This is a genomic window from Acidobacteriota bacterium (genome assembly GCA_035471785.1).
GTDB lineage: Bacteria > Acidobacteriota > UBA6911 > RPQK01 > DATIPO01 > JANQFM01.
Genome location: DATIPQ010000154.1, coordinates 15078 through 37761 on the forward strand (window position 1 = coordinate 15078; position 22684 = coordinate 37761).

Annotated in this window: 14 protein-coding genes; 9 read left to right on the top strand and 5 right to left on the bottom strand. The window is 64.2% G+C overall.

The features are described from left to right. Positions 1-18: 18 nt before the first annotated feature. Complete coding sequence (locus tag VLU25_21980; protein ID HSR70612.1) at positions 19-621, bottom strand: ECF-type sigma factor; 603 nt, start codon at positions 619-621, stop codon at positions 19-21. A 185-nt stretch (positions 622-806) separates the two neighbouring features. Between VLU25_21980 and VLU25_21985 the strand changes: the two genes are divergently transcribed. After that, a complete protein-coding gene (locus VLU25_21985; GenBank protein ID HSR70613.1) occupies positions 807-1634 on the top strand; it encodes a hypothetical protein in 828 nt (275 codons plus the stop codon). Positions 1635-1649: 15 nt separating this feature from the next. Here VLU25_21985 and VLU25_21990 read toward each other — a convergent pair whose 3' ends face one another. After that, positions 1650-4472, bottom strand: a complete 2823-nt coding sequence (locus VLU25_21990) for a multiheme c-type cytochrome (GenBank protein HSR70614.1) — start codon at positions 4470-4472, stop codon at positions 1650-1652. A gap of 260 nt (positions 4473-4732) precedes the next feature. On the opposite strand from VLU25_21990, the gene VLU25_21995 reads away from it, so the two are divergent. From VLU25_21995 to VLU25_22030, 8 genes are read left to right on the top strand one after another with little or no spacing between them, the layout of a single operon-like run. Further along, the gene (locus tag VLU25_21995) at positions 4733-6160 is read left to right on the top strand and encodes a hypothetical protein (protein ID HSR70615.1); all 1428 of its coding nucleotides are present in this window, start codon (positions 4733-4735) and stop codon (positions 6158-6160) included. A gap of 23 nt (positions 6161-6183) precedes the next feature. Further along, positions 6184-7257, top strand: a complete 1074-nt coding sequence (locus VLU25_22000) for an AAA family ATPase (protein ID HSR70616.1) — start codon at positions 6184-6186, stop codon at positions 7255-7257. Beyond that, on the top strand, positions 7257-9098 hold the full coding sequence (locus VLU25_22005; GenBank protein HSR70617.1) for a hypothetical protein: 1842 nt from the start codon (positions 7257-7259) through the stop codon (positions 9096-9098). Before VLU25_22000 ends, VLU25_22005 begins: the two co-directional genes overlap by 1 nt. Continuing rightward, a complete protein-coding gene (locus VLU25_22010) occupies positions 9095-10024 on the top strand; it encodes an ABC transporter ATP-binding protein (protein ID HSR70618.1) in 930 nt (309 codons plus the stop codon). Before VLU25_22005 ends, VLU25_22010 begins: the two co-directional genes overlap by 4 nt. Further along, positions 10021-11553, top strand: a complete 1533-nt coding sequence (locus VLU25_22015; protein HSR70619.1) for a hypothetical protein — start codon at positions 10021-10023, stop codon at positions 11551-11553. Before VLU25_22010 ends, VLU25_22015 begins: the two co-directional genes overlap by 4 nt. Then, positions 11546-12421: a DUF58 domain-containing protein gene (locus VLU25_22020; GenBank protein ID HSR70620.1), complete on the top strand. Its 876-nt coding sequence runs from the start codon at positions 11546-11548 to the stop codon at positions 12419-12421. The genes VLU25_22015 and VLU25_22020 overlap by 8 nt, the downstream gene beginning before the upstream one ends. Next, the gene (locus VLU25_22025) at positions 12421-14280 is read left to right on the top strand and encodes a BatA domain-containing protein (GenBank protein ID HSR70621.1); all 1860 of its coding nucleotides are present in this window, start codon (positions 12421-12423) and stop codon (positions 14278-14280) included. Before VLU25_22020 ends, VLU25_22025 begins: the two co-directional genes overlap by 1 nt. After that, positions 14277-17042, top strand: a complete 2766-nt coding sequence (locus tag VLU25_22030; protein ID HSR70622.1) for a vWA domain-containing protein — start codon at positions 14277-14279, stop codon at positions 17040-17042. The genes VLU25_22025 and VLU25_22030 overlap by 4 nt, the downstream gene beginning before the upstream one ends. Positions 17043-17408: 366 nt before the next feature. Here the strand turns inward: VLU25_22030 and VLU25_22035 are convergent, their stop codons facing one another. The 3 genes from VLU25_22035 to VLU25_22045 form a co-directional block, all read right to left on the bottom strand. Further along, a complete protein-coding gene (locus tag VLU25_22035) occupies positions 17409-19412 on the bottom strand; it encodes a GMC family oxidoreductase N-terminal domain-containing protein (GenBank protein ID HSR70623.1) in 2004 nt (667 codons plus the stop codon). A 30-nt stretch (positions 19413-19442) separates the two neighbouring features. After that, complete coding sequence (locus tag VLU25_22040; protein ID HSR70624.1) at positions 19443-20231, bottom strand: response regulator; 789 nt, start codon at positions 20229-20231, stop codon at positions 19443-19445. A gap of 65 nt (positions 20232-20296) precedes the next feature. Then, positions 20297-22669, bottom strand: a complete 2373-nt coding sequence (locus VLU25_22045; GenBank protein HSR70625.1) for an ABC transporter permease — start codon at positions 22667-22669, stop codon at positions 20297-20299. Between the last annotated feature and the right edge of the window lie 15 nt (positions 22670-22684).

Below are 22684 nucleotides of genomic sequence, written 5' to 3' on the forward strand. Positions count from 1 at the left end.
TGCCTTCCGGCGCAGGCTTCACTCCGCACCAGGAACTTGGGATCTAGCGCTGCTCCGCTGTGTTTCGCGCTTGATCCAGGAACGGGCGAAGGCCCAGTCGCGCTCCACGGTCGCCAGCGAGACCTCCAGCGCCTCAGCCACTTCTTTCATCTCCAGCCCCCAAACCACCCGCAGCCGCACTACGTCGGCCTTGCGCGCATCGAGTTGTTGCAAGCGCTCCAGGGCGTCGCGCAAGACGTCCACCTCGATGCCTTGTTGATCGTCCATGCGGCGGTCGATCTGCAAGGTGACCCGCTCCAGGTTCCCGCCCCGCTTGGCAGCTCCTTTGTGTCGCTGATAGTCGCTCAGAACACGCAACATCACTCGCGTGGCGATGGCGAAGAAGTGTTGGCGGTTGTCGAATCCCTTGCGCTGCTTGATCAGTTTGAGGAAGGACTCGTTGACCAGCGCAGCCGGTTCCAGCGTGATGGCATCGGCCTGGGGACCATAGCGGCGCCGCAGGTGGGCTTCAGCCAGACGGCGCAGATCGGCATAGACGGTCTCCATCAACTCGTCCATCGCCCCCTCCCGGCCGGCGTCCACTTCTTGCAGCAATTGAGTAATCTCGTGCGAGTCCGACATAAGAGCAAGAGCAGTTTAACACCTACACCCGGAGAGGGCGATTGAGCTGACGCGGTAGTTTGGCCTTCACCTGGGGCGGTTCTTCTTCTATGATTGGGCGGTAAGAGGATTTCTTCACAAGGAGTGCAGACATGGACTCGCTAGGGAATAGAGGCCTGAGTCGCCGCTTGCTGACGCCGTGGATCATGGCAGGGACTGTCGCCTGCCTGTGCCTGGTCACGCCGGGGCTGTGGGGCAAGGAAAAGATCACGGTGGAAGAACTGGTGGCAAGCCATCTCGATTCCATCGGGACGGCCGAAGCCCGCGCCCGCGTCGAGAGCATCACGGCGACCGGCAACGGTTCGGCCATTCCGCGAATCGGCGGTTCGGGAAAGCTCGTCGGGTCGGCGCGCATGCTTTCCGAGCCCGGCAAGTCGCTGATCTACATGAACTTCGCTACGCCTGACTACGCTGAGGAGGCGCTTCTTTTCGACGGAGAAAGCGTCGAGGTGGGGCAGATGAGTCCGGGACAGCGCTCCCCTCTGGGGAATCTTCTCAAGACCCAGGAACTGCCTCTGCGGGAAGGGCTTATCGGCGGCACCCTGAGCCGCGATTGGCCCTTTCTCAACCTGCCGGAACGAGATCCCAAGCTCAAGTACAAGGGACTCAGGAAGCTGGACGGAGTCAAGTATCACGAGGTGGAATACAAGGCGCGAAAAGGCAAGACCGACTTCAGGATCCGCCTCTATTTCGAGCAGGAGACTTTCCGCCACGTGCTGAGCGACTACCGCATGAGCATCTCGGCCAGCATGGGATCGCGTCCCATCGATTCCAGCCAGCAAAGCGAAACCCGCTATGTGCTCATCGAGGAGTTCTCCGACTTCCGACAAGAGGGCGGCCTTACGCTGCCCCACAAATACGTCATCCGCTACACTCGCGAAGGCAACGCCACCTTGAAGATCGACTGGGAACTCGAACTCGAGGAGTTCACCTTCAACCAGCCCCTGCAAGGCGCTTTCAAGATCGACCCTTAGCCGCTGCCCTCGCCTCTATTCCCTTAATAACGGGGAACGGTTGAGGTCGTAGATAACGACGGCTTCGGCGGCGTGGTCGGCGGCGGGGTCGAGGCGCCGGGCGGTGGTGATGGCGCGGTCGCGGGCGTTGTCGTCGGGTTTGTACTTGGCGTGCAGGTCGGCGTGGAGGCGCTCTTTTTCACGGTCGTGCAGGGCCTGGTAGATCTGCTTGAGTCCCCAGTGGGCGGAGAGGTTTTCAGGATCGAGCTCGAGCGCCTGCAAGAACCACTTCTCGGCCTCGCGCAGCGTCAGCTCGCGCTGGGCGTGCTCGCCGCGCTGGGTCAAGGCCTGGCGCTGCAGGACCTCGCCCATTTCCACCAGAACCCGATAGTCCTTGGAGAAATCGAATCCCCGTCCCTGGGCTTGAGCGAAGCCTCCCTGGATGAGGTCGGCCAGCTTGGATTGGGCGGCTTCGTAGTGCCCGTTTTCCTTGTCGACGAGAGCGCCCAGCCAGAGCAGCGTCCAGGCCGGAGCCTCATCGAAGGACTGGGCCCGGGCCAGGGCTTGGGGCGCGTCTTGCTGGATCAGCCCTTCGCGGATGAAAACGCGGGCCAGGTTGATGGGGCCGGAGGGGTGCCCCAGGTCTTCCACCTGGCGGAAGGCGTGAGCGGCCTGGCGCAGTTCGCCCCGTCCCGGCTTGCGGAAGAGTCCGATGCCGTAATCGTTCCAGCGCTGCCAGGCCGGCGGCAGCGAGTCGTCGTCGGCCTCAGGCGCCGACTCGGCAACCCGGGTCCCGGCCGCTACAGGAAAGGTTACCGAGTCGGAGGCCAGCACCATCACCGGCAGCTCGTTGACGGCGTCGGGATCGTCCTTGAAAAAGCGCAGGTAGGTGGTGTCGAACTTGCGGTACTTGAGGGTGGCGCGGACAGTGATGTCGTCTCCGACGTCGCGCGGGACGTCCAGCTTGTAATGCACCACGTCGGCGGCCCCGGGCGGAATCTGGTTGTTGTAGAGGGCGATGAAGATGTCCTCGGCGTTGCGGCGGGCTATGCGGTTGCCGTTGCGGTCGATGACGTAGGCGTTGACGAAATGCGACCAGGGGTCGACGCGGCCTTGCGAGTCCATGGCGCCGCTGCGGCCGATGACGCGGTCTCCCGAGGTCACCTCCATCTCCAGCCATACCTGGTTGGAGTCGGCAGTGCCCTGGGTGAAGTGATGCCCCATCTTGAGGGTGCGGATGACGGTTTCCAGCAAATAGCGGCGTCCGGGACGCAGGGCCGGAACCTGGGGACGCAGAGGCGCCGTCAGTTGTCCGTCGATCTCGCCCTGCTCTTTGACTCCGAAGATGTCGACCCGCATCACCCCTTCGTTGAAGGCGCGATGGCGCTCGTTGACCCACTCGGGAAAGCCCAGCAGATGGGGGATGGCGGTGTTGGCCGAGGGAAACTGGTGGTCGTGGACCTTGGCCATTCCGCTGTCGTCGAAGTCCTTGGCCCCGAAGTCGTCGGACTCCACAAGCTGCATGTGGCAGCCGTTACAGTTGGTTTCCGCCCGGGGCGGGTAATAGAAACTGGCCGGCGCATGGCCCGAGACGCCGCTCAGCCAGAAGGAATCGTAGTGGTTCTGCCCGCGCAGCCATTTGTAGGCGTTGAGCTCCGGGGGCAGGTGCACCTTGTGGCAGGTTCCGCAGAACTCAGCCGAGCGGTGCAGAGGCTTGAGGAATGTCTTTTTGTGAAACTCGGGCTTGGCTTTCACCAACTGGCGGTTGGCCCACTTGAGGAAACGGTTCTCGCTGAAGGCGAAGGGGTAGTGGATAGGCTCTTCGATGGTGTAGTCGGAGTTGCCGCGGGGGGTGTTGATGTTGGTGATGGAATGGCAGACCGTGCAGGTGATTCCGGCGTTGGCGGTGCGGTCCGAAGCCAGGTCGTAGTCGGGGTCGTCGAAATGGGGCTTGTCGAACTCGCCTGAAAAGAAGGGCAGGGGATCGTGGCATCCGGCGCAGAAGCGCGCCCCCGTGACGTCTCCATCGCGTTCAAAGAGCTTCTTGCGGGTAGCACGCACCGAGGCCAGGTAGGCCGGATTGTTAAAAGACGCAAAGCGGTGCACGCTGTAGGACCAGGTTTGGTGGATGTCGGCATGGCATTCCTGGCAGTAGGCGTCGTTGTGCAGCACTTCGGCCGGAATGAAGTCTCCCGTGACGGTACGGGCCAGGGAGGGAAAGAAGTACTTATCTCCCTTGGGGTTGCCCACCTGGTTCCAGGCCCGCGGATCCTGAGCCTGCACGATCAGCATCAGGCCGGCGAATCCCACCGCCACTCCGGCCCAGGCCCCGCCCACCTTCCAGCGGATGCGGCGTCCCGCCAGCCGATGCAGCACGAAGAGCCAGGCCGCCACCAAAGGAGAAACGACATGGGCCCAATAAGCGGCGCTGCGCAAAGTGGGATTTTTGACGTCGATTTGAAAGAGGATGAAGTCGCCCCGCATAAGTATGAATCCGCTGATCAGCAGCAACACGGCGGTGGCGAACAAGGCATAGCCCACCTTGACGGCCCGGCGGTTGCGCCGCTGATAGGCGTTGCGCATGTGGAGGATGCCGAAGACGATGATGGGCAGAACGAAAAGCAGCCCCAGGCCCAGGTGGACCAGGAACATGATCAGGTAGAACCAGTTCTGGTAAACCTGTCCCGAAGCCCACTCCAGCAGCGAGACGCCGACCAGATAACTGGAGTTGACGGCCAGCAGGGCGAAGAGTCCGAAGACCACGGCCAGAAGCTTCTTGAGGCGCGGTCCCACGGCGGGCACATAGCGGATTTTCTTGCGAGGTTTTTCCGGCTTGGATTGCGATGGTTCGATCGACACGTGTTGTCCCCCAACGCGTCCCCTCAAACGCGTATCTTAGCGATACGAGATTTGTTCAGAATGCTACCAGAAATTTCCACTTCGGGTGGCAAAGCCGGCGGGGAGGAAACGGACCCCTGGAGACAACGGACGGGAACTCAGTGTATCCTTTTGGTGTCTATGTCCTGACCTGAGAGTTTTTCGTCCAAGTATGTCCAGCTCGCATCTGAAAGGAACGTATGGCCCCCGATAACGATCCTGGTGCTCCGGATGACGCGGCGGTGGAGAATCGAATCCTGCGCGCCCGCCGGGCAGTGCTGAACCTGCGCCGGCGCTGCCGCTGGCTGCTGGCCGCCCGTTGGACGCTCATGTTGTCGGCCGCCTGGATCTTTTTTTGGGGCACCTTGGTACTGGCCTGGCGGGCAGCCACGGGACAAGGCAGTCCCTGGCTGTGGACAGGCGCGCTGGGCTTAGCCGCCGCCCTGGCCCTGTCGGCCAACCTCTCCAGCCGCCGCACTCCCAGCTACCTGGGGCTGCTGGCTCTGGTGGAACGCCGCAACCGCGCCGGCGGATTTCTGGTTGCTTCGGCGGAAAGGGACTTGGGCGCCTGGGGAAAGCAGTTGGGCGAGTACCATCTGCCGCGCCTCAAGGTCCAGTGGAAGCGCCCGGCGGCGGCCGCCTCGACGGCCTGCCTCTTCCTGATGGCGGCCTGGCTGCTTCCCATTCCCGAGACCCCCGTAAGGGCCCTGCTCGATATCGACCGCCAGAGCCAGGAATTGGCTCAGCAGATTGACGTTCTTGAGGAGGAGGAGATCTATCGGCAGGAAGAAGCCGAATCGCTGCGCCGGCAGATGGAATCGCTGCGCAAGGAATCGGATGCCGACGATCCCGCCCGCACCTACGAAGCCCTCGACCACTTGCAGGAACAAATGGAACAGAGCGCCCAGGAAGCGGCCCAGGGTGCCGATCAGGCCATCGAAAGCCTGACTCAGGCCGAAGAACTGGCCGGGGCGCTTTCCAAGGCCGGCGACCAGCTTTCAAGTGCTTTGCAGGACCAGGGGGGAGCGGAATTGCAGGAGATGCTTTCCCAGCTCTCTTCCATGCAGAACCTGTCCGCCAAAGCGGGCGAGTGGGGCCAGATGAGCACCGAGGGCCTGGACCCGGAAGGACTTCAGAGACTTTCCGCCCAGCTTTCCAGCAGCAAGAGCGAATTGCTGCAAAGCATGGAGCGGCTGCAGCAGGTGCGTCTCATCGACGCCCGGACGCTGGGCCGCTGCAAGGACGGAAGCAAAACTGATGCAGAGGGCTTGGCCGCCTTCCTGGCCGAGAACGAGAAAGCGATCCTGGCCACGGGAGCCAGGTGCCGGATGCCGGGGCGGGGAGGCGTCGACCGCGGACGCGGCGATGCCTGGCTGAGCTTTGAAGACGAGGTGGCGCAGGAAGGCTTCGGCTTCCGCGACCAGTCTCTGCCCCCGTCAGCCGTCCACTCGCTGGAAGAGGCCGAACTGGTAGGAATGAGCAGCAGCGCTCCCGTCACCGACCCGGGACAAGTTTCCTCGGGCGGGACGCTGCAATCCTCCCAGGCGGGCGGAGGAAGCGCGGTCAGGCGCACCGTCCTGCCCAGGCACCGGGGCGCGGTGGAACGCTTTTTCCAGCGCGGTCAGGACCCGACCGGCTCTTCCTCGCAACCCCCCGGCCAACCTCGCTGACGAAACTCAGAAAGGCTCGCAGTATGTCTCAGCAACAGTCCCCCGCTTCTGCTGAAACCTCCACCCGCCGGGCTGCCGAAAAGCTGCTGCAACCCGAAGAATTGCGGCCTTTCGTGGAGTTGGCCGAAAGCGTCCTGCAGCAGCTTGACCGGATGCTCTTGGGACGCGAGCGCCTGCACCGCCTGGTGTTGGCAGGCATCCTCAGCCGCGGGCACATTCTGCTGGAAGGACTTCCCGGGGTGGGCAAGACGGCCCTCATCCAGGCACTGGGCCAATTGCTTCATCTCGATTTCAACCGAGTCCAGTTCACGCCCGATTTGATGCCCTCGGACATCCTGGGCAGCCACATCCTGGAAGAGACGGCACAGGGACGGCGAATGGCCTTCCACCCCGGTCCGGTCTTCACCAACATTCTGCTGGCCGACGAGATCAACCGCGCTTCGCCCAAGACCCAATCGGCTCTGCTGGAAGCCATGCAGGAACAGTCGGTGACGCTGTTGGGACAGACCCGCGACCTTCCCGACCCCTTCTTCGTGCTGGCCTCCCAGAATCCCATCGAGTTGGAGGGCACCTATCCTCTGCCGGAGGCCCAACTCGACCGCTTTCTCTTCAAGCTGCAGGTCGAGCACGCCGGCGCCGAGGTGCTGGAGCGCATCATCTCCAGCCGCCGGCGCGGCATCATGCCCCAGCCTGAGCGCCGTATGTCCTCTGAAGAACTGCAAGGACTTTTTCAGGCCATGGAGGGCATCTTCCTGCCCCGCGCCGTCTCCCGCTACATTTCACGCCTGGTGGAAGCGACCCATCCGGCCAGCCCCGAGGCCCCGGAGATCGTGGGCGGCTACGTCAGCTACGGAGCCTCGCCCCGAGCCGCCATCGCCTTGGCCGAGTCGGCGCGCGCCCTGGCCCTGCTGGCGGGACGGCCCACCGTCGGTTTCGAGGACGTGGAAGAGGCGGCGGCAGCGGTGCTCAACCACCGCCTGGTGCTCAACTATCAGGCCCGCTTCGACAAAGTCGGACCCCAGCAAATCGTCGACCAGTTGCTGCAAGCCCTGGACCGGCGCGAAAGCGGGCTGCCCGAGGGGGTGGAGGCCCGCTGATGTTGCGTCCTGCGGCGGCTCTGCTGATCCTCTCGGCCCTGCTTTCCCTGCCTTCTTTGCGGGCCCAGGAAAAGTATGGGCCCATTCGCCTGGAGGCTCTGGACACCACCGTCAACTCGGCTCTCACCATGCACGGCTACGCCGAGTACCGCATCCGCCTCACCAATACTTCTCAGGAAAGCCATCTCGTGGAGCTCATCGCGCCCCACGAGGACATTCAGCAAGCCGGACCCTGGGGAATGAACCGCATCGTGCGGCGGCTAAAAGCGGGACCGGGAGCCGACTTGGTGGTTTCCCTGCTGCAACCGCCCCTCATGCTGCCCGGCGGCGGACGCCTGCGGGTCAGGGTCGACGGTCAAGAGTTCGAGCGGGCTTTCGCTCACTCCGGGTACCACGCCTCCCAGTACGGACAACGTCTCAGCGTGTTGCTCAGCCCTGCGGCTCAGCACCTGCAGATTCCGCTGCGCCAGGCCCATCAGCGCCTGATGTCGGGCTCGGTCTCGGCCTCGCCCGGAGTGCGGCCTCCTACGGTCACCGTTACTCCGGCCCCGTCTGGCGCCCCGGTCAAGCAATTTCAGGCCATTGTGGCCGAGCAGGGGGTGCGCCAATGGAGCTCTAATTGGCTGGCTCATTCCCGCTTCGACGCTCTGGCCCTCTCCTCCCGCGAACTATCGGCGGCGCCGGCCGCGGTGCAGCAGGCCATCTACGACTTCGTAGCCCTGGGAGGAACGCTGGTCGTGCTCGGTCCTCTGCCCGCAGGTTGGCCGCAGTGGCCCACGCAAGAGACCGTGATGCCAGGCTCGGTAGAAGCCTACATCGGCTTCGGCGGAGTCCTCTCCCTTCCCTCTGCCGGCTGGACTCTCCCCGATTCCGCCGGCGATTGGACCATCCAGCACATCGGCCAAACAGCGAACCCTCTCTATTCCCCCCTCTCCGGGGGGCAGATGCCTTCCATCACGCTGGTGACCGAGGACATTCGCCTGCCCGTCCGCGGACTCTTCCTGCTCACGGTCCTCTTCGCTCTCCTCCTGGGGCCCGCCAACGTCTTCTTCCTGCACCGCAGGAAACGGCGCGTTTGGCTGTGGTGGACGGTTCCCGCCACGGCCCTGGCCACCACCGGTTTGCTGATCGGATTCGCTCTTTTTGTAGAGGGCTCCCAGGTCCATGTGCGCACCCGTTCGATGACCATGTTGGACGAACGCAGCGACCGGGCTTTCACGCTGGGCGACCAAGGGTTCTACTCTACCCGCACTTTGCCGCAAGGCATCCTTTTCAACGAGCACACCGAGGCCGTGCCGCTGTTGGACCGGGAAAGCGGATTCTCCACCCGCCGGCTGCTGCTCCAGGACGGACTGCGTTTTGAAGCAGGATGGCTCTCGGCCCGCATTCCCATCCACTTTCAACTCCGCCAAGCAGAACGAAGACGGGAACGGCTGCCGGTCAAAATCGAGGCCGGATCCGTCGAAGTCACCAACGGGCTGGGGGCCCACATTCAGCAAATGTGGTTTTGCGCGCCGGACGGCGGCGTCTATTGGGGTTCGCAACTGGCTCCGGGCCAGTCGGCGCTGCTCAAGCCCAGCGGACGCAAGCGGCCCCAGGACTTTCCGGTTCCTTCCCTATGGCGTTTTTATTACGCCGGGGGATGGGAGACCGAGGCGTTCGTGCCCCGCAACATCGACTACCTGCGTCCGGGTACCTACGTAGCGGTGCTCTCCGACGCGCCTTTCGTCGAGCTGGGAGTACCCCGAGTCACCCGTCCCGACCGTTTCGCCATCGTCTTCGGCATCTCCAGCCTCTCGCCGCCGCCGCTCAGGCTGGAAGAGGCGGGAGGTGACCGATGATCGTCGAGGTGCAGGACCTCAAGCGCTACTTCGGCGACATCAAAGCCGTCGACGGCGTGAGCTTCTCTTTCTCTTCCGGCCGCATCGCCGCCTTCGTAGGACCCAACGGCGCCGGCAAGACCACTACCATGCGCATCCTGGCCACACTCGACGAGCCCACCGGCGGGGACGTGCTCATCGACGGCGTCTCCGTTCTGGAAGATCCCGAAGTGACCCGGCGCGCCGTAGGATTCGTTCCCGACGCCTTGCCCTCGCACAGCGACATCTCCGTCCATGACTACCTGGATTTCTTTGCCAGGGCCTTCGACTTCCGGGGATCGGACCGCCGCCGGGTGGTGGACGAGATCGCGCATTTCACGGGTCTGGGAAAGCTGCCTCAGCGCAAGATCTCGGCGCTCTCCAAAGGCATGAAGCAGCGCCTCAGCGTGGCACGGGCCTTGATTCACGATCCGCCCGTGCTGGTCCTGGACGAGCCCGCCTCGGGACTCGACCCGCGCGCCAGAGTGGAACTGCGCGAACTGCTGAAAGTGTTGGCCGAGAAGGGCAAGGCCATACTTTTCAGCTCTCACATCCTCAGCGAACTGTCGGAGATCTGCGACGATGCCGTCATCATCGAGCAAGGACGCTTGCTGCGCTCCGGCGCGGTCGACCTGGAGGCGGAGGAGGACCAACTGGCCTCCCAGGTCTACCTGCGGGTGCTGGAGCGGAGCGAAGAACTGCTGGAATCGCTGCTGCAGACGGCACGCGTGGAACAAGCCGTCCCGGCCGGACGCGGAATCGAAGTGGTTCTGGAAGGCGGGCAGGAAGAATGCGCCCAACTCCTGGCCCAATTGGTCTCCCAAGGCTGGCGCATCGTGGAGTTTCGCCACCGCAAGACCGACCTTGAGAAGGTCTTCATGGACATTACCCGCGGGGAGGTGCAATGAAACCCTGGAGCGGACTGGAAGACCTCAGCGACCTCCTCAACCCGGTGGCCGTGAAAGAACTGCGCCAGATCGCCGAGGGCCGCTTCGTCATCTTCTTGCTGCTGGGCCTGGTGGGTCTGGAGACGCTTTTCGTGGGCGGGGCCCTGCTTACCGCCGGATCGTCGGGCACGGTGGCCCTGGGACGCACCGTCTTCGCCTTGCTCTACACCATCCTGAGCATCAGCTGCATGCTCTTGGTTCCCGTATACATCGGCTGGCGGCTTGCCTCCGAACGCTTCGGCGAAGAGATGGACTTGATCTTCATCACCGCCATTTCGGCCCGCCACGTCGTTTCCGGCAAGCTGTTCTCGACCATTGCCCTGACTGGGCTCGTCTTCAGCACCTTCTTGCCCTTCCTTGGGCTGACCTATTACTTGCGCGGCGTCGATCTGGCCTCCATCTTCACCGTTACCGCCTTTTCCTTTGCCGCCGTTCTCCTGATCACCCTGGCCGCCATGGTGCTGGCCGCCTTGCCGGTATCCCGAGCCGTCAAGATCGTACTGGTTGTGGGCAGCCTGCTCTTCCTGCTCCAGTTCGGAGGATTCGGGCTTTTCTGGATACTGGCTTTCCTGGCCTCTGGAGGAATGTCCGTCGGCACCACGGCCCACATTGGTTGGGGTGGACTGCTGGCCTCCCTCATCTCCTCCGGCAGCACGGCCGAGACCTGGACCTTCAATCTTTTTCTGCTCATAGTCCTTGGCATCCTGGCCCTTCTGCTTTTTCAGGTGGCGGTGGCCTTGCTGACGCCGCCCGCCGCCAACCGGGCACGCGGTTTCCGCACCAGCCTGTTGTGGTGCTGGGCAATCACCGGCGCAGGTGCCGCAGGAGCGACTTTCTACTTCAGGGAGGCCTTCTTCGTCATCTTCTGGTGCGTGCTCTTCGTTCTCATCATCAGCGCCGGTTTTTTCGTGGCGGTGAGCGAGCGTCACCGCTACGGACGGCGCATCCTGCGCGGGGTGCCCTCGCGGGGTTGGCCCCTGTGGAAGACCTTCCTGCTTTCCAGCGGGGCGGCCGCGGGCGTCATATTCAACTCCTTGCTGGGAATGGCCACCCTCCTTGTTGCTCATTTCACCAGCCTCTACCTGGCCTCCGGAGACTCCGTCTCCAAAGCTATCGCGATTGCGGCCGGATTGATGCTCTACTCGCTGGGCTATTCCCTGATCGGGCTCATCATCTACAGGAGTTTGCCCAGCGGTCTGCTGCACCCCAAGCGCAGCGGGCTGCTGGCGCTGGGAGTGCTCTTGGCGGCCATGCTCATCCCGCCCGTAGCGGGGGCCTTGGCCGCACCTGAGTTTTGGAGCACCTCGGAGGGCTTCCGCTACTTCCTGCTGGGCAATCCCGTCGGCTTGGCTGTCGAGTCCAACCGCGGCGCCCATTTGGTCATGGGCGTGTTCTTGTCGGCTGTCGGGTTGCTGGGCAGCGCCAGTTGGATGGGCGCTCAGTTCGACGCATTCCGTTCTCGGCTCCCGAGGAAACCCGCCCATGAATGAAAGTCTCAGCCAGTCTTTGCGCCGGGGAGAAGCAGCCGGCATGCGCTACCGCCTGGCCCTCGACCTTCCGCGCTCCTGGGGCAGGGCAGGGAGCTATCTGGCCAAGCGGGCCGGATCTTCGCGCGAGTTCCATGATCATCGCGAGTACCTGCCGGGCGACGACTTGCGCCACATCGACTGGAGTGCCTACGCCCGCAGCGACCGTCTCATCGTCAAGCTCTTTCAGGAAGAAGTCAGCCCTCACCTCGATCTCCTGCTGGACGCCTCGCGGTCCATGGACCTAGAGGACAGCCTCAAGGCCTCGGTGGCAACGGGCATGGCCGCTCTGCTGGCTCAGGCCGCCTCCAACGCCGGCTACTCCTACCGTCCCTGGATGGCGGCAAGAACCTGCCTTCCGCTGGGAAGTCTGAATGAGCCCAGCGCCCTCTGGCAGGACCTGGAGTTCAATGCCGACACGCCTCTCGACCAGGCGCTGCAAAACGGACTCCCCGAGTGGAGGCCGCAAGGGTTGCGGGTGCTGGTCAGCGACCTCCTCTGGCCGGGAGATCCCATTCGGACGCTGCGCCTGATGGGCCGGGGAGCGGCGCGCCTGGCCGTCATTCAGGTGCTGGCCCGGGAGGACGTCGATCCCCAGGCCTACGGCAACATTCGCCTGCTCGATCGGGAAAGCGGGAAAACGCGGGAGATGCGCGTCGACGCCTCGGTGCTGCGCGGCTACCGACGCGGCCTGACCCGTCACCGGGACGCCTGGCAAGCCGCCTGCCGCCAGAGCGCCGCCCCCATGGTGACCCTGGTGGCCGAAGAGGTGGTGGAAGCGGGCTGGCGGCTGGATGACCTGGTGGCCGCCCAGATCCTGGAGGCCGCCTGATGCTTTTCCAGCCCTGGGGCTTGCTCATCTTGGCTGGAGTCCCCGCTTTGCTGGCCATCTACTTTCTGCAACGCCGCCTGCGCCGCCGCCAGGTCTCTTCCCTGATGTTGTGGACCACCCCCCGCCTTCCCCAGCAGGGCGGACGCAAATGGCGGCGCCTGCGCACCCCTCCTCCCTTCTGGCTGGAGTTGCTGATCATCGCGCTGCTGGCCCTGGCGGCCGCTTCTCCTCACTTCAAGCTGAGCGAGAACCGGCGTCCTCTGGCGGTGGTGCTGGACGACTCCTTTTCCATGCGGGCCGGCGAACCCCAGTCCCCCCGCGAGCGGGCCCTGCAGGCTTTGCTGGAAGAAGCGGGAGGGGGTCGTCACGCTCCCTTCCACCTGGTTCTGGCCGGCCAGGAGGCCTCCCTGCTGGCGCGCGACCTGGAGAACGAAGAGCAGCTCGAGCAAGAACTGGCGTCCTGGAAGTGTCAAGCCTCCAGGGCCGATCTGCCATCGGGGATAGCGCTGGCCCGCCGTCTGGCCGGCGAACTGGGACGGGTGCTGGTGCTCAGCGACCAGGCGCCGGGTTCCGTACCTTCCCAGGGAGAGGAGAGCGGAGCGGCGATGCCCGGCGAGGCGCAACAGACGCGGGCCGGCGCCTCCAACTACGTGCAGTGGAGCTTCGGGCGTCCCATGGGCAACCTGGCGCTGGTCAACGCCGGCCGCTCCAAAGCCACCCGGCGCAATTTCGTGGAGGTCGCCAATTGGGGGCCCTCGCCACTTTCACTGACCGTCACCATCGAGACTCTGGACTCGCGGCAAGCGGGGCCGCAGCCATTCACGGTCGTGGGCAGCGCCGAGCAGAGACTGGAGGTGCAGGCGGGCCGGATCAGCCGCCTGGTCTTCGAGGTTCCCTCCGACCGCCCGGTACGCGTGTCTTTGCCCGGCGATTCCCTGGGCGCCGACGATCAAGTCCTGCTGCTGCCTGAAAACCGGCCCAAGGTGCGTGCCGCGGTCAAGATCGAGGACCCGGACCTGCGCCAACTGCTTGAACGCGCACTCGATGCCAGCGGACAAGCCCTGCTGGTGGAGGAGCGTCCCGAGATCCTCTTCCTGGGAGCCGGCGACCCGCCTCAAGATCCTTTGGCGGAGGCCCGGCGGCCCTGGCGTTTTCATATCCCGGCCCAAAGCGGCGCGGTTCCCCAGGCCGGACCCTTGGTGGTCGACCGTACCCATCCGCTGGGCCAGGGACTGAGCCTGTCGGCCGCCATCTGGGCGGCTTCGCCCGGACCGCTGCCGGGAACTCCCGTCATCTCATCCGACAACATTCCGCTGGTCAGCGCCCGGCGCGCCCTGGACGCGAGCTTCGACCTCTGGATGCGCTTGTATCCGCCCGCCTCCAACGTCCAGCGCACGGCCGATTGGCCTATCTTCTTCTTTAATCTCCTCACTTGGCGGCAGGACATGAGGCCGGGTCCGCAGCGGGTCAATCTGCGCAGCGGCGAGGCCGTTCAAGTGGGCCTGCGCGGCTCCGGCCAACTCGATGTGGAGTTCCCCGACGGCAGCCGGCATTCCCTGACCTCGACGGGAGGAGAACTCTCCATCCCGGCCCCTCAGCCCGGCCTTTACCGACTCCGCCCGGAGGAGGGCGGCAGCTATTCTTTCGTAGCCAACCTGCTGCATGCCGACGAGTCTGATCTGCGCGCCGCGGCTTCGGGACGCTGGGGGGACTGGATCGACCAGGCCGCCCGCCGCTGGGAATACGCCGACCTGACCTGGTTCTTCCTGCTGGCGGCCTTGGCCGTGTTGCTCTTTCATCAGGCCCTGACCGGCGGCTGGCTGAGCCGTCTCGGGACGGCTGAGGAGGGAGGCGCATGACTCTCCTTTGGCCTCTCTGGCTGCTCTTGCTGATCCCTCTTGCGGCGGCGCTGTGGGTCTGGCCTCCGCCAACCCGCGTCCTGCGCCTCCTGCGCCTGGTTGTGCTGGCGCTGCTGGTGACGGCCCTGGCTTCGCCTGTCATCGAACTGCCACGCCGAGCCGGAACCATCGTGGTGGTCGCCGACCGCAGTCAGTCCATGCCCGAGGGATTCGACGCATCCCAGCGCGAAGTACTGAGCCTGCTGGATCAATCGCGAAGCGAGCGGGGACGGCTGTTGCTGGTGTCGTTCGCCGAGCGGGCGGCCCTGGAGCCCTCGGCCTCGGATTTCGCACAAAGCTACCAGGGGACGGCCTCGCGTCTCTCCCAAGCCGTGGAAAGAGGCCTGGCGCTCATACCCGGCGACGGCAGCGGACGCCTTCTCGTCCTTTCGGACGGACGTTGGACAGGGGACGATCCCACCCCGCTGGGTCACCTGGCGGCCTCCCGCGGCGTCCCCATCGATTACCGCCTGCTGCGCCGTCCTGTGGAAAACGACCTGGCCCTGGTGAACGTGGATGCGCCCGACGAAGTCTCCCCCGGCGAGGCCTACGCCATCATCGCCTGGGTGCAGTCGCCCAGCGATCAGCGAGCGGACATCGAACTGCGCGGCGGGGGGCAGGTGATCGCCCGGGGCAGCCGCCAACTGCAGGCTGGACTCAACCGCCTGGTCTTTCGCGACCGTTCCCAAGGAGCCGGAACCGTGGCTTACCGGCTGCGCATCGAAGGAGAGAGCTCCGATCCCGTCCAGCAAAACAACCTGGGGCGGTTTCTGGTCAGCTCCAGCGGAAAGCGGCCGCTGCTGCTGGTCAGTGAAAGCTCCTCGCAGGGGCTGGCCCAACTGCTGCGGAGAGGAGGTCTGCAGGTCGAGGTGCGCAGTCCGAGGCGGATTCACTGGGGTTTGGAGACGCTTTCCGGCTACTCCGGGGTGATTGTGGAGAACGTGCCCGCCGACCGGCTGGGCCGCTCCGCCATGCAGGACCTCTCGGCCTGGGTGCGGGAGGCCGCCGGCGGACTGCTCATGACCGGAGGACGCCGCTCCTACGGGCCGGGCGGGTACTTTCAGTCGCCTCTCGACCCCATCCTTCCGGTGTCGATGGAACTGCGCCAGGAACATCGCAAATTCGCCCTCTCCATCGTCCTCGCGCTGGATCGCTCGGGCAGCATGGCGGTTCCGGTGGACGGCGCCGGCTTGACCAAGATGCAATTGGCCAACCGGGCCTCATTGGAAGTCCTCGACATGCTCAGCGACCAGGACGAGTTCGGACTGGTGGGCGTCGACAGCGCGCCCCATATCGTGGTTCCGCTGGGGGCCGTGTCCGAGGTCAAAGCCGACCGCTCTCTGGTCGCTTCATTGGCGCCGGCGGGAGGCGGAATCTTCGTCTACGAGGCCCTCAAGGCCGCCGCCGCCCAGGCCCTGGAAGCCAAGAACGCCACCCGCCACGTCATCCTCTTCGCCGACGCCGCCGACGCCGAACAACCCGGGCAATACATCAGGCTGCTGGAAGAAATGAGGAGGGCCGGCATCACCGTTTCCGTGGTGGGCCTGGGAACCGACGCCGACACCGACGCCCCACTGCTGGAAGATGTTGCCACGCGCGGCGGGGGGCAACTCTACTTCACCGAAGACGCTCAGGAACTGCCCCGCCTCTTCGCCCAGGACACCTTTCTGGTCGCCCGCAGCACCTTCATCGAAAAGCCTACGCCGGTTCGCTTTACAGCCGGACTCTACAGCTTGATGGGCCAGGTTCTGCCCCAGCCTCCCTCCATCGATGGATACAACCTGGCCTACCTGCGTCCCCAGGCCGAGCAGGCGGCCCTCAGCGGCGACGAGTACGAAGCGCCTCTGGTGGCTTCCTGGCAGGCCGGCGCGGGGCGCGTGCTGGCCTACACGGGCGAAGCGGACGGAGAATACACCGGTCCCCTGGCGGGGTGGGAATCGGTGGGCGAGATGTGGAGCGGACTGGCTCGCTGGACGGCCGGCGAGGAACAGTCTCTGCCCGATCACATGCTTTTGCGCCGGACCCTGCGAGAAGGGCTGCTCAAGGTCGAGCTGCAGCTTGACCCCGAACGCCGCCAGGGTGATCCCTCGCGCCTGCCCCGTCTGCACCTGCTGCGCCAACTGCCGGGCCAACCTCCCCAAAGCGAGGAAACGACCCTGCGCTGGACCTCGCCCGACGTGCTGGAGGCGACCCTCCCCGCCCGCGGGTCGGAGACGCTCCTGCCGGTCGTCGAGATGGAGGGGGAGGGACGTATCGCGCTGCCGGCCGTGCAGATGCTCTATTCTCCCGAGTACGCGCCTCAAGACCAGGAGCGGGGCGCCTCCACGCTGCGCCGCCTGGCCCAGGCCAGCGGAGGCGTTCAGCGGCTTGACCTGGCCTCCACCTGGGGTGACCTGCCCCGCCTGCCGCGCCGGATCCCCTTGCGCCCCTGGCTGCTGGCCCTGGCCTTGGCCATCTTGCTGGCCGAGGTGCTGGAGCGCCGCAGCGGCTGGATCAGCGCCCGCCTGGGCTCTCTCGCCTTACCGAAAGAGGCGGACTCAACCCCGCCTCGCTCCACTCAGGAGAAAGTGCCCATAGCCGCGGACCAGTCCCGCCAGAAAGCCGCCCCGCAAGCCCCTCCCCGAGCGGCGGCGCAAGAAGAGTCGCGAGAGCCGGCTTCCGAACTGGGCGAGGCCTTGCGCCAGGCCCGCCGCCGAGCAGGCCGGCGAACGCGCAAAGGCTGACCCGTCCTCCTGCTGTTTGGCAAGAGATACACCCAAAGAATTCTCATACTGCAAATAAGAACATCGCACTTCCCGCGACCCCAGTCGGGGTGACTTCAAGGAAGATTAATCGGACCTGACTCTCACACAAATATCTGCTGAGCGTGTCTAGAAGTGAAAAGGTGCCTGGAAAGCGGCTTTCCAGGTCTCTCCAACAATCAATCACACTCAGCATCTGGAGGAAGAATGCACCATTGGATGAAGGAGTGGACGACCTCGGGAGAGTTCGATCCGCCCTGGAATTAGCGGGATTTCGATGACAGAGGTGTCCATCGAATGCCAGATGCGGCCGCCTGAAGGGGGAGTCCTTCAGGCGGCCGTCTTCATTTAGAGAATCATGGAAGAGGCCGCCGCTTTCATGTGTTGGGCGGTTTGATGGGCCAAGGCCATGATGGTGAGCATGGGATTGACGCCGCTGCACCTGGGCAAGGCCGAGGCGTCGGTCAAGTATAGATTCTTGATTTCCCAACTCTCGCCGCTGGGGCGGACCACGCCCAGCCTGGACGATCCAGCCATGCGGCAGGTGCTCATCTGGTGAGCGCTGAAGAGAGAGAAGCGGCCCGCCTCCCATCCCCACGATGAGATGTTCCTCGCCTCCTCCTCGAAGGCTGCCGATGAAGCGAAGTGGGAGGGCCCATTGTGGTGAAAGAGGACGCTTTCCGCTCCCGCTTCCCAGTGCAGGCGGGCCGCTTCCTTCAGTCCTTTGAGCATGTGAGCCCGGTCGTAGCGGTGAAGCTTGTAGCGTACGACCGGGTAGCCCTGGCGGTCGAGCGTGACACGTCCCCCGTAGCGGTCGCGGGTGAGTACGATGAAGTGGGCCGCCCGCGCGCAGTCGAGCATGATTTCCTTATGAGCCTGGGCCGAGTGCCAGGGAACGGTGGGAGCGCAATAAGCCACGTGGACGGGCGGCGTTTCCAGCTTGAATCCATAGTCGCCGTCGAGATGGATGAAGGCATTGTTGACGACCGACATCATCGGTCCCCACCAGGAGTGTATGGGCCGCCCGTAGAACCCGGTGACGCCCACGGTGGGATGCAGGAAGAGATTGCGTCCGATCCAGCGGTTTTCCAGTCCGCTGCGCCGCAGCAGAGCCGGCGAATGGATGGACCCGGCCGCCACCGCCACCTGGTCGGCGCGGATGCGCACGCGGTAGCGCCGTCCGTCGGATGCGCGGCAATGTCCCAGGGCCCCGACCACCCGGCCTTGTTCGATCATCAGGCGCTCGATTGCAGTGTCGCAGAGGACGCGGGCGCCATCCCGGGAGGCGCTGCGCAGATAGGTCCTGAGGACGCTTTGCTTGCTTCCCAACCGGCAGCCCATCCCGCAATAGCCGCAGGCCAGTCCGTCCGGCTGCGGACATCCGCGGATGTTGCGGGCGATCACTTCCACCTCGTCGCCGCGCTTGAGCGAGGCGTCCCAGAGGGCCTGGTTCTGAGGATTGTGGCGAGGCCCTTGCAAGGTGACTCCCAGGGTTTGGCAGACGGCCTCCATCGACTGCTGGTAGGCCTGCTCCAGCATTTGGGGCAACTGGTAGAGGCGGGCCCATTCCCGCAGTACGTAGTCGGGCGTGCGAAACGATCCGGCCCAGTTGACGGTGGTTCCGCCACCCAGGCAGCTTCCCGCGAGAAGGTTGACCGAGCCGTCGTGGGAGGTGGCCAGGCCGCTTCCCTCGTAGAGCCGTTCGGCCATCTTGCTCTCAAGGTTGCAGAATTGGGACTCGTCGTAGTTGCCGCCTTTTTCCGCAACGATCACGTCCAGGCCGGCTTGAGCCAACTCGCCGGCCACCACTCCGCCTCCGGCCCCGCTGCCGACGACCAGCGCCTGACAGCGCAGGTCCAGGTCGGACTCGACCTCGAGCGAAGAGATGCCGTGGGGCTCGGCCTCGCCGGAGTTGGTCTGCGGCCCCGGGTAGCCCAGGGCCTTCCAGGAAGGATTGAGGCCGTCGGGCGGGCAGTATCCGTAAAAGGCGAAGAGCCCCAGTTTCTTGAGGGCGTTGAAGGCCTGGCGCAGGGTGTGGAAGCGGGAAACCGACCAACTCTGCAGCAAGGCTTCACGCTGGCGGGCGTCGAGCCGGTCGAAGGGCTTGAAGGGGCCTCCCCAGGTCAGTCCCAGCAGGGGCGAGGCCAGCAATGCCAGAAGGCGGCGGAAGTCGCGGCGGACGCGGGGCCGTTGCGCGCCCAGGAATCCGGCAATGAACTCCTGCAGGGGCAGATGGGCAGCCGAGCGCCTCCAGAACTCGCCCACTTCGCCCTTCTCAGAGGAGGCGATGGAGGGGACCAGCGCGTCGCACACCGACTGGAGGAGGGCTTTTTCGCGGGAGGTGAGGCGCATCGGGATCTTATTATGCTTTCAACAGCGGCCTCAGGGGAAGTCGGCTGCCTCTTCCAGCCTCTGGCGATAATTGCGGCTCATGCGAACCTTCTCGCCCGAAGCCAGCACCACCACATAGTCGTTCTTGGAGTAGGGATGGACCTCGCGCACCTGCTCGAGGTTGACGATGGCCGAACGGTGGACCCTGACGAAGTGCCTGGGATCGAGGCGCTCTTCCAGGTTGGACAGGGTTTCGCGCAGCAGGTGAGTGCGCGAACCCTGGTGGATCTCGGCGTAATTGCCGGCGGCTCCGATCCAATCGATCTCCTCCACCCTGATGAAGCGCACCCGCCCCTGAGAGCGGACCATGAGGCGCTGAGGGTGCTGTCGCTCACGCCGCAGATGGCTCAGCAATTCCTGCAGGCCCTCCTGGACCTTCCCGGCGTTAGGTTGTCGGGCTTCGCGTCGCAGGCGTTGCAAGGCTTGGCGAAGTCGTTGGCGGTCGTAGGGCTTGAGCAGATAATCCAGCGCCGCCACCTCGAAGGCCTTGAGCGCGAACTGGTCGTAAGCCGTCACGAAGACGATGCGCGGGAGCAGATCGGCCGCTTCCTGCGCAGCGGGATCGAGTTCGCGGTGCAACTCCCGCAGCACCTCGAACCCGTCCATCTCGGGCATCTGGATGTCGAGGAAGACGGCCTGGGGACGCAGGCGCCGGATAGCGTCCACCGCCTCTGTCCCCGAGGAAGCTTCTCCCACCACCTCGAAGTCCTCTTCATCGGAGAGGAACCTGCGCAGCTTGCGCCGCGCCGGCGGCTCATCATCCACGATCAAGACACGCATGGCCATTCTGAGCCAAGTTACCCTGTTTCCATCGCTAGGTAAACATCGGAACCTTCAGTTCCTCCTCATTGATACCGCAAGATTGAGGTCGGTTCGATTCTCTCGATGCGTCTTGAAGGCAGGTAGGACGAGAGCAGAGAAACCGAGACGAAGGTCGCAACCACTGCGAGGTACGTCGTGGGGTCTACAGGACTCACGCTGTGAAGGTAGCCCGTGAGCAGATGCATAAGGCCACCTGAAATAAGCAGGCCGAAGAGGAGGCTCCAGGCAATTGATCCCAGGGCGGAACCCATCACCAGCCTGCGCAAATCGCTACGCTGTGCGCCCAGGGCCTTCCGAATTCCTAGTTCCTGTTTCCGCAAAGCAGTCACATAGCTGACCATCCCGTAGACGGCAACAATGGCGATGAGGAAGCCGAATGCGCCATAGGCGTTAAGCAGTACCATCAGAAAGCGGGGCCTTTCGACGGCCTGCTGTAGGTAGCCGCTCATGGTGGCCGTGCGGATCGTCGTAATGTTCGGGTAACTCTCGCGGAGTCGTTTGGAAATGATGGGCAGGAGTTGGGTTGGTGCCGTCTCGGTGCGAAGGACCAGCATGGACCCTACGAAAATCTGGTCCGCTTGAGAGAATGGGAGGTAAATCTCGGGCGGCACTTCCCGAGTCGGACCGAAATGGCGCACCCCACCCACGACGCCGATCACTTCTTTCCACGACTGCCCCTTCCTTAGGACCCGGATGCTCTGCCCGAGAGCGGTTCTTCCTGGCCACAGTCGCCGAGCCGCCGATTCATTGACAAGTGCGACCGTTCCGGTTTCGCCGGCTGAAAAGGTGCGGCCCTCAAGTATGGGGATCTGCATGACTTCGAAGTAGTCTGGCGCGGCCCAATGGACCTGCACCCGGTAGCGGGCATCGGTGATGCCTCCTTCGAGCTCTACCGGATAGGCGGCGCTGGTGCGGCTGCCGGGGAAGTTCGTTCCTAAAGTTGCGGATCGCACTCCGGGGAGCGCTTTGAGCTGGTTGAGGGCTTCCTGGTAGATCAATACCCGCTGCGGCACCTGGTAGAACTGGTCGAAGCGGAGATTGACGGTCAGAATACCCTCCGGATTCAAGCCCGGGTCCTGCATTCGCAGTTGCAGCCAGTCTCTTGAAACCAGTCCTGCCCCGACGAGGAGAACGAATGCGGTGGTCAGTTGCGCCGTTAGGAGACGTTGTCGCGTAGCTGCTTTCACCGTTCCTTTCTTCACCCCTCCGGCATCCCCGAGCCAGGCCCGCAGGTTGCGGAGGGCCCAAGGCGCGGGCAGCAGGGTGCACAGCCCCGCCGTCACAAGAGTCAACAGGAAGAGGAAGGCAAGAACGCTACCGTCGATGCGGATGGCGTCAAGCCGAGGGAAACCCGACGGGATGACCGGCAGGATGAGTTGCAGGCAGACCCAGGCGGCCATCAGCCCCAGGGCTCCCGCTAAGATCGAGAGAAGCAGGCTCTCGACCAGGTGAAGCCGCAGCAACTGCATTGGGGAAGCTCCGAGGGCCGCCCTTAGGGCTGCGTAGCTACGCACCTCAAGAGAGCGCGTCACAAGGACGCTTGCCACATTGAAACACGCGATCAGAAAGACAACGACCACCGTTACGAACACGAGAACCAGCGGCTGCCTGGTCCGTCCGACGATCTCCTCATGCAGCAAGACTGCTCGAACACCATACTCTTCGTCCTGTTTTTGGCCTCGCGCAGCGACGGCATTAAGATTGAGCTGCGACTGCTTGAGAGAAACTTCTGGCTTAAGGCGGGCGACAACGAACAGGAAACCGCCTTGGCGGGTCTGAAGGGACTCTTCCTCAAAGATGAGCGGCGTCCAGAACTGGGCACCGGAGTCAAAATCAAACGACTCGGCAGCCACCCCCACCACGCGAAAGGATTCGTCCTTGAAGGTCAATACTCGCCCTACAATCGCCGGGTCGCCCCCGTATACACGCTGCCAGAGCCCGTGCCCGATCACCGCTACCGGCTCAGCCCCTCTCTCACAATCCGCAGGATCGAGGAGGCGTCCCAGCGCTGGGGCTTGGCGAAGGACGCGGAAGAAATCGCATGTCGCCCGGTGCCCTCGGACCTCCCAGGTCTCTTCCGAGCCCCGGATGAAGCCTGACCATCCGCCGTAGGCCGCCATTTTCTCGAAGGTACTATTGGATTCCGACCAAACCGAAAAATCATAAGGATCGACCGGAATCTCCGCCTGACCCGACTCGGGGTCGGTTGACCAGATCTTGACCAGATCGCCCGCTTCCTCGTAGTCGAGCGGGCGCAGAAGGACGCCGTTAAAGACGCTGAAGACTGCTGTGCTTACGCCGATTGCCAAGCCGAGTGTTACGACAACGCAGAGAGTAAAAGCGGGGCTCGACCGCAGGCGGCGCCAGCCATAAAGCAACTCTCTCTCAAAACTCATCGGGTCTTACCGGCG

Bases quoted from the DNA above. Each gene is read 5' to 3' on its own strand.
- VLU25_21980 (HSR70612.1), bottom strand. From the start codon at position 621: ATGTCGGACTCGCACGAGATTACTCAATTGCTGCAAGAAGTGGACGCC.
- VLU25_21985 (HSR70613.1), top strand. From the start codon at position 807: ATGGCAGGGACTGTCGCCTGCCTGTGCCTGGTCACGCCGGGGCTGTGG.
- VLU25_22000 (HSR70616.1), top strand. From the start codon at position 6,184: ATGTCTCAGCAACAGTCCCCCGCTTCTGCTGAAACCTCCACCCGCCGG.
- VLU25_22005 (HSR70617.1), top strand. From the start codon at position 7,257: ATGTTGCGTCCTGCGGCGGCTCTGCTGATCCTCTCGGCCCTGCTTTCC.
- VLU25_22010 (HSR70618.1), top strand. From the start codon at position 9,095: ATGATCGTCGAGGTGCAGGACCTCAAGCGCTACTTCGGCGACATCAAA.
- VLU25_22015 (HSR70619.1), top strand. From the start codon at position 10,021: ATGAAACCCTGGAGCGGACTGGAAGACCTCAGCGACCTCCTCAACCCG.
- VLU25_22020 (HSR70620.1), top strand. From the start codon at position 11,546: ATGAATGAAAGTCTCAGCCAGTCTTTGCGCCGGGGAGAAGCAGCCGGC.
- VLU25_22025 (HSR70621.1), top strand. From the start codon at position 12,421: ATGCTTTTCCAGCCCTGGGGCTTGCTCATCTTGGCTGGAGTCCCCGCT.
- VLU25_22030 (HSR70622.1), top strand. From the start codon at position 14,277: ATGACTCTCCTTTGGCCTCTCTGGCTGCTCTTGCTGATCCCTCTTGCG.
- VLU25_22035 (HSR70623.1), bottom strand. From the start codon at position 19,412: ATGCGCCTCACCTCCCGCGAAAAAGCCCTCCTCCAGTCGGTGTGCGAC.
- VLU25_22040 (HSR70624.1), bottom strand. From the start codon at position 20,231: ATGCGTGTCTTGATCGTGGATGATGAGCCGCCGGCGCGGCGCAAGCTG.
- VLU25_22045 (HSR70625.1), bottom strand. From the start codon at position 22,669: ATGAGTTTTGAGAGAGAGTTGCTTTATGGCTGGCGCCGCCTGCGGTCG.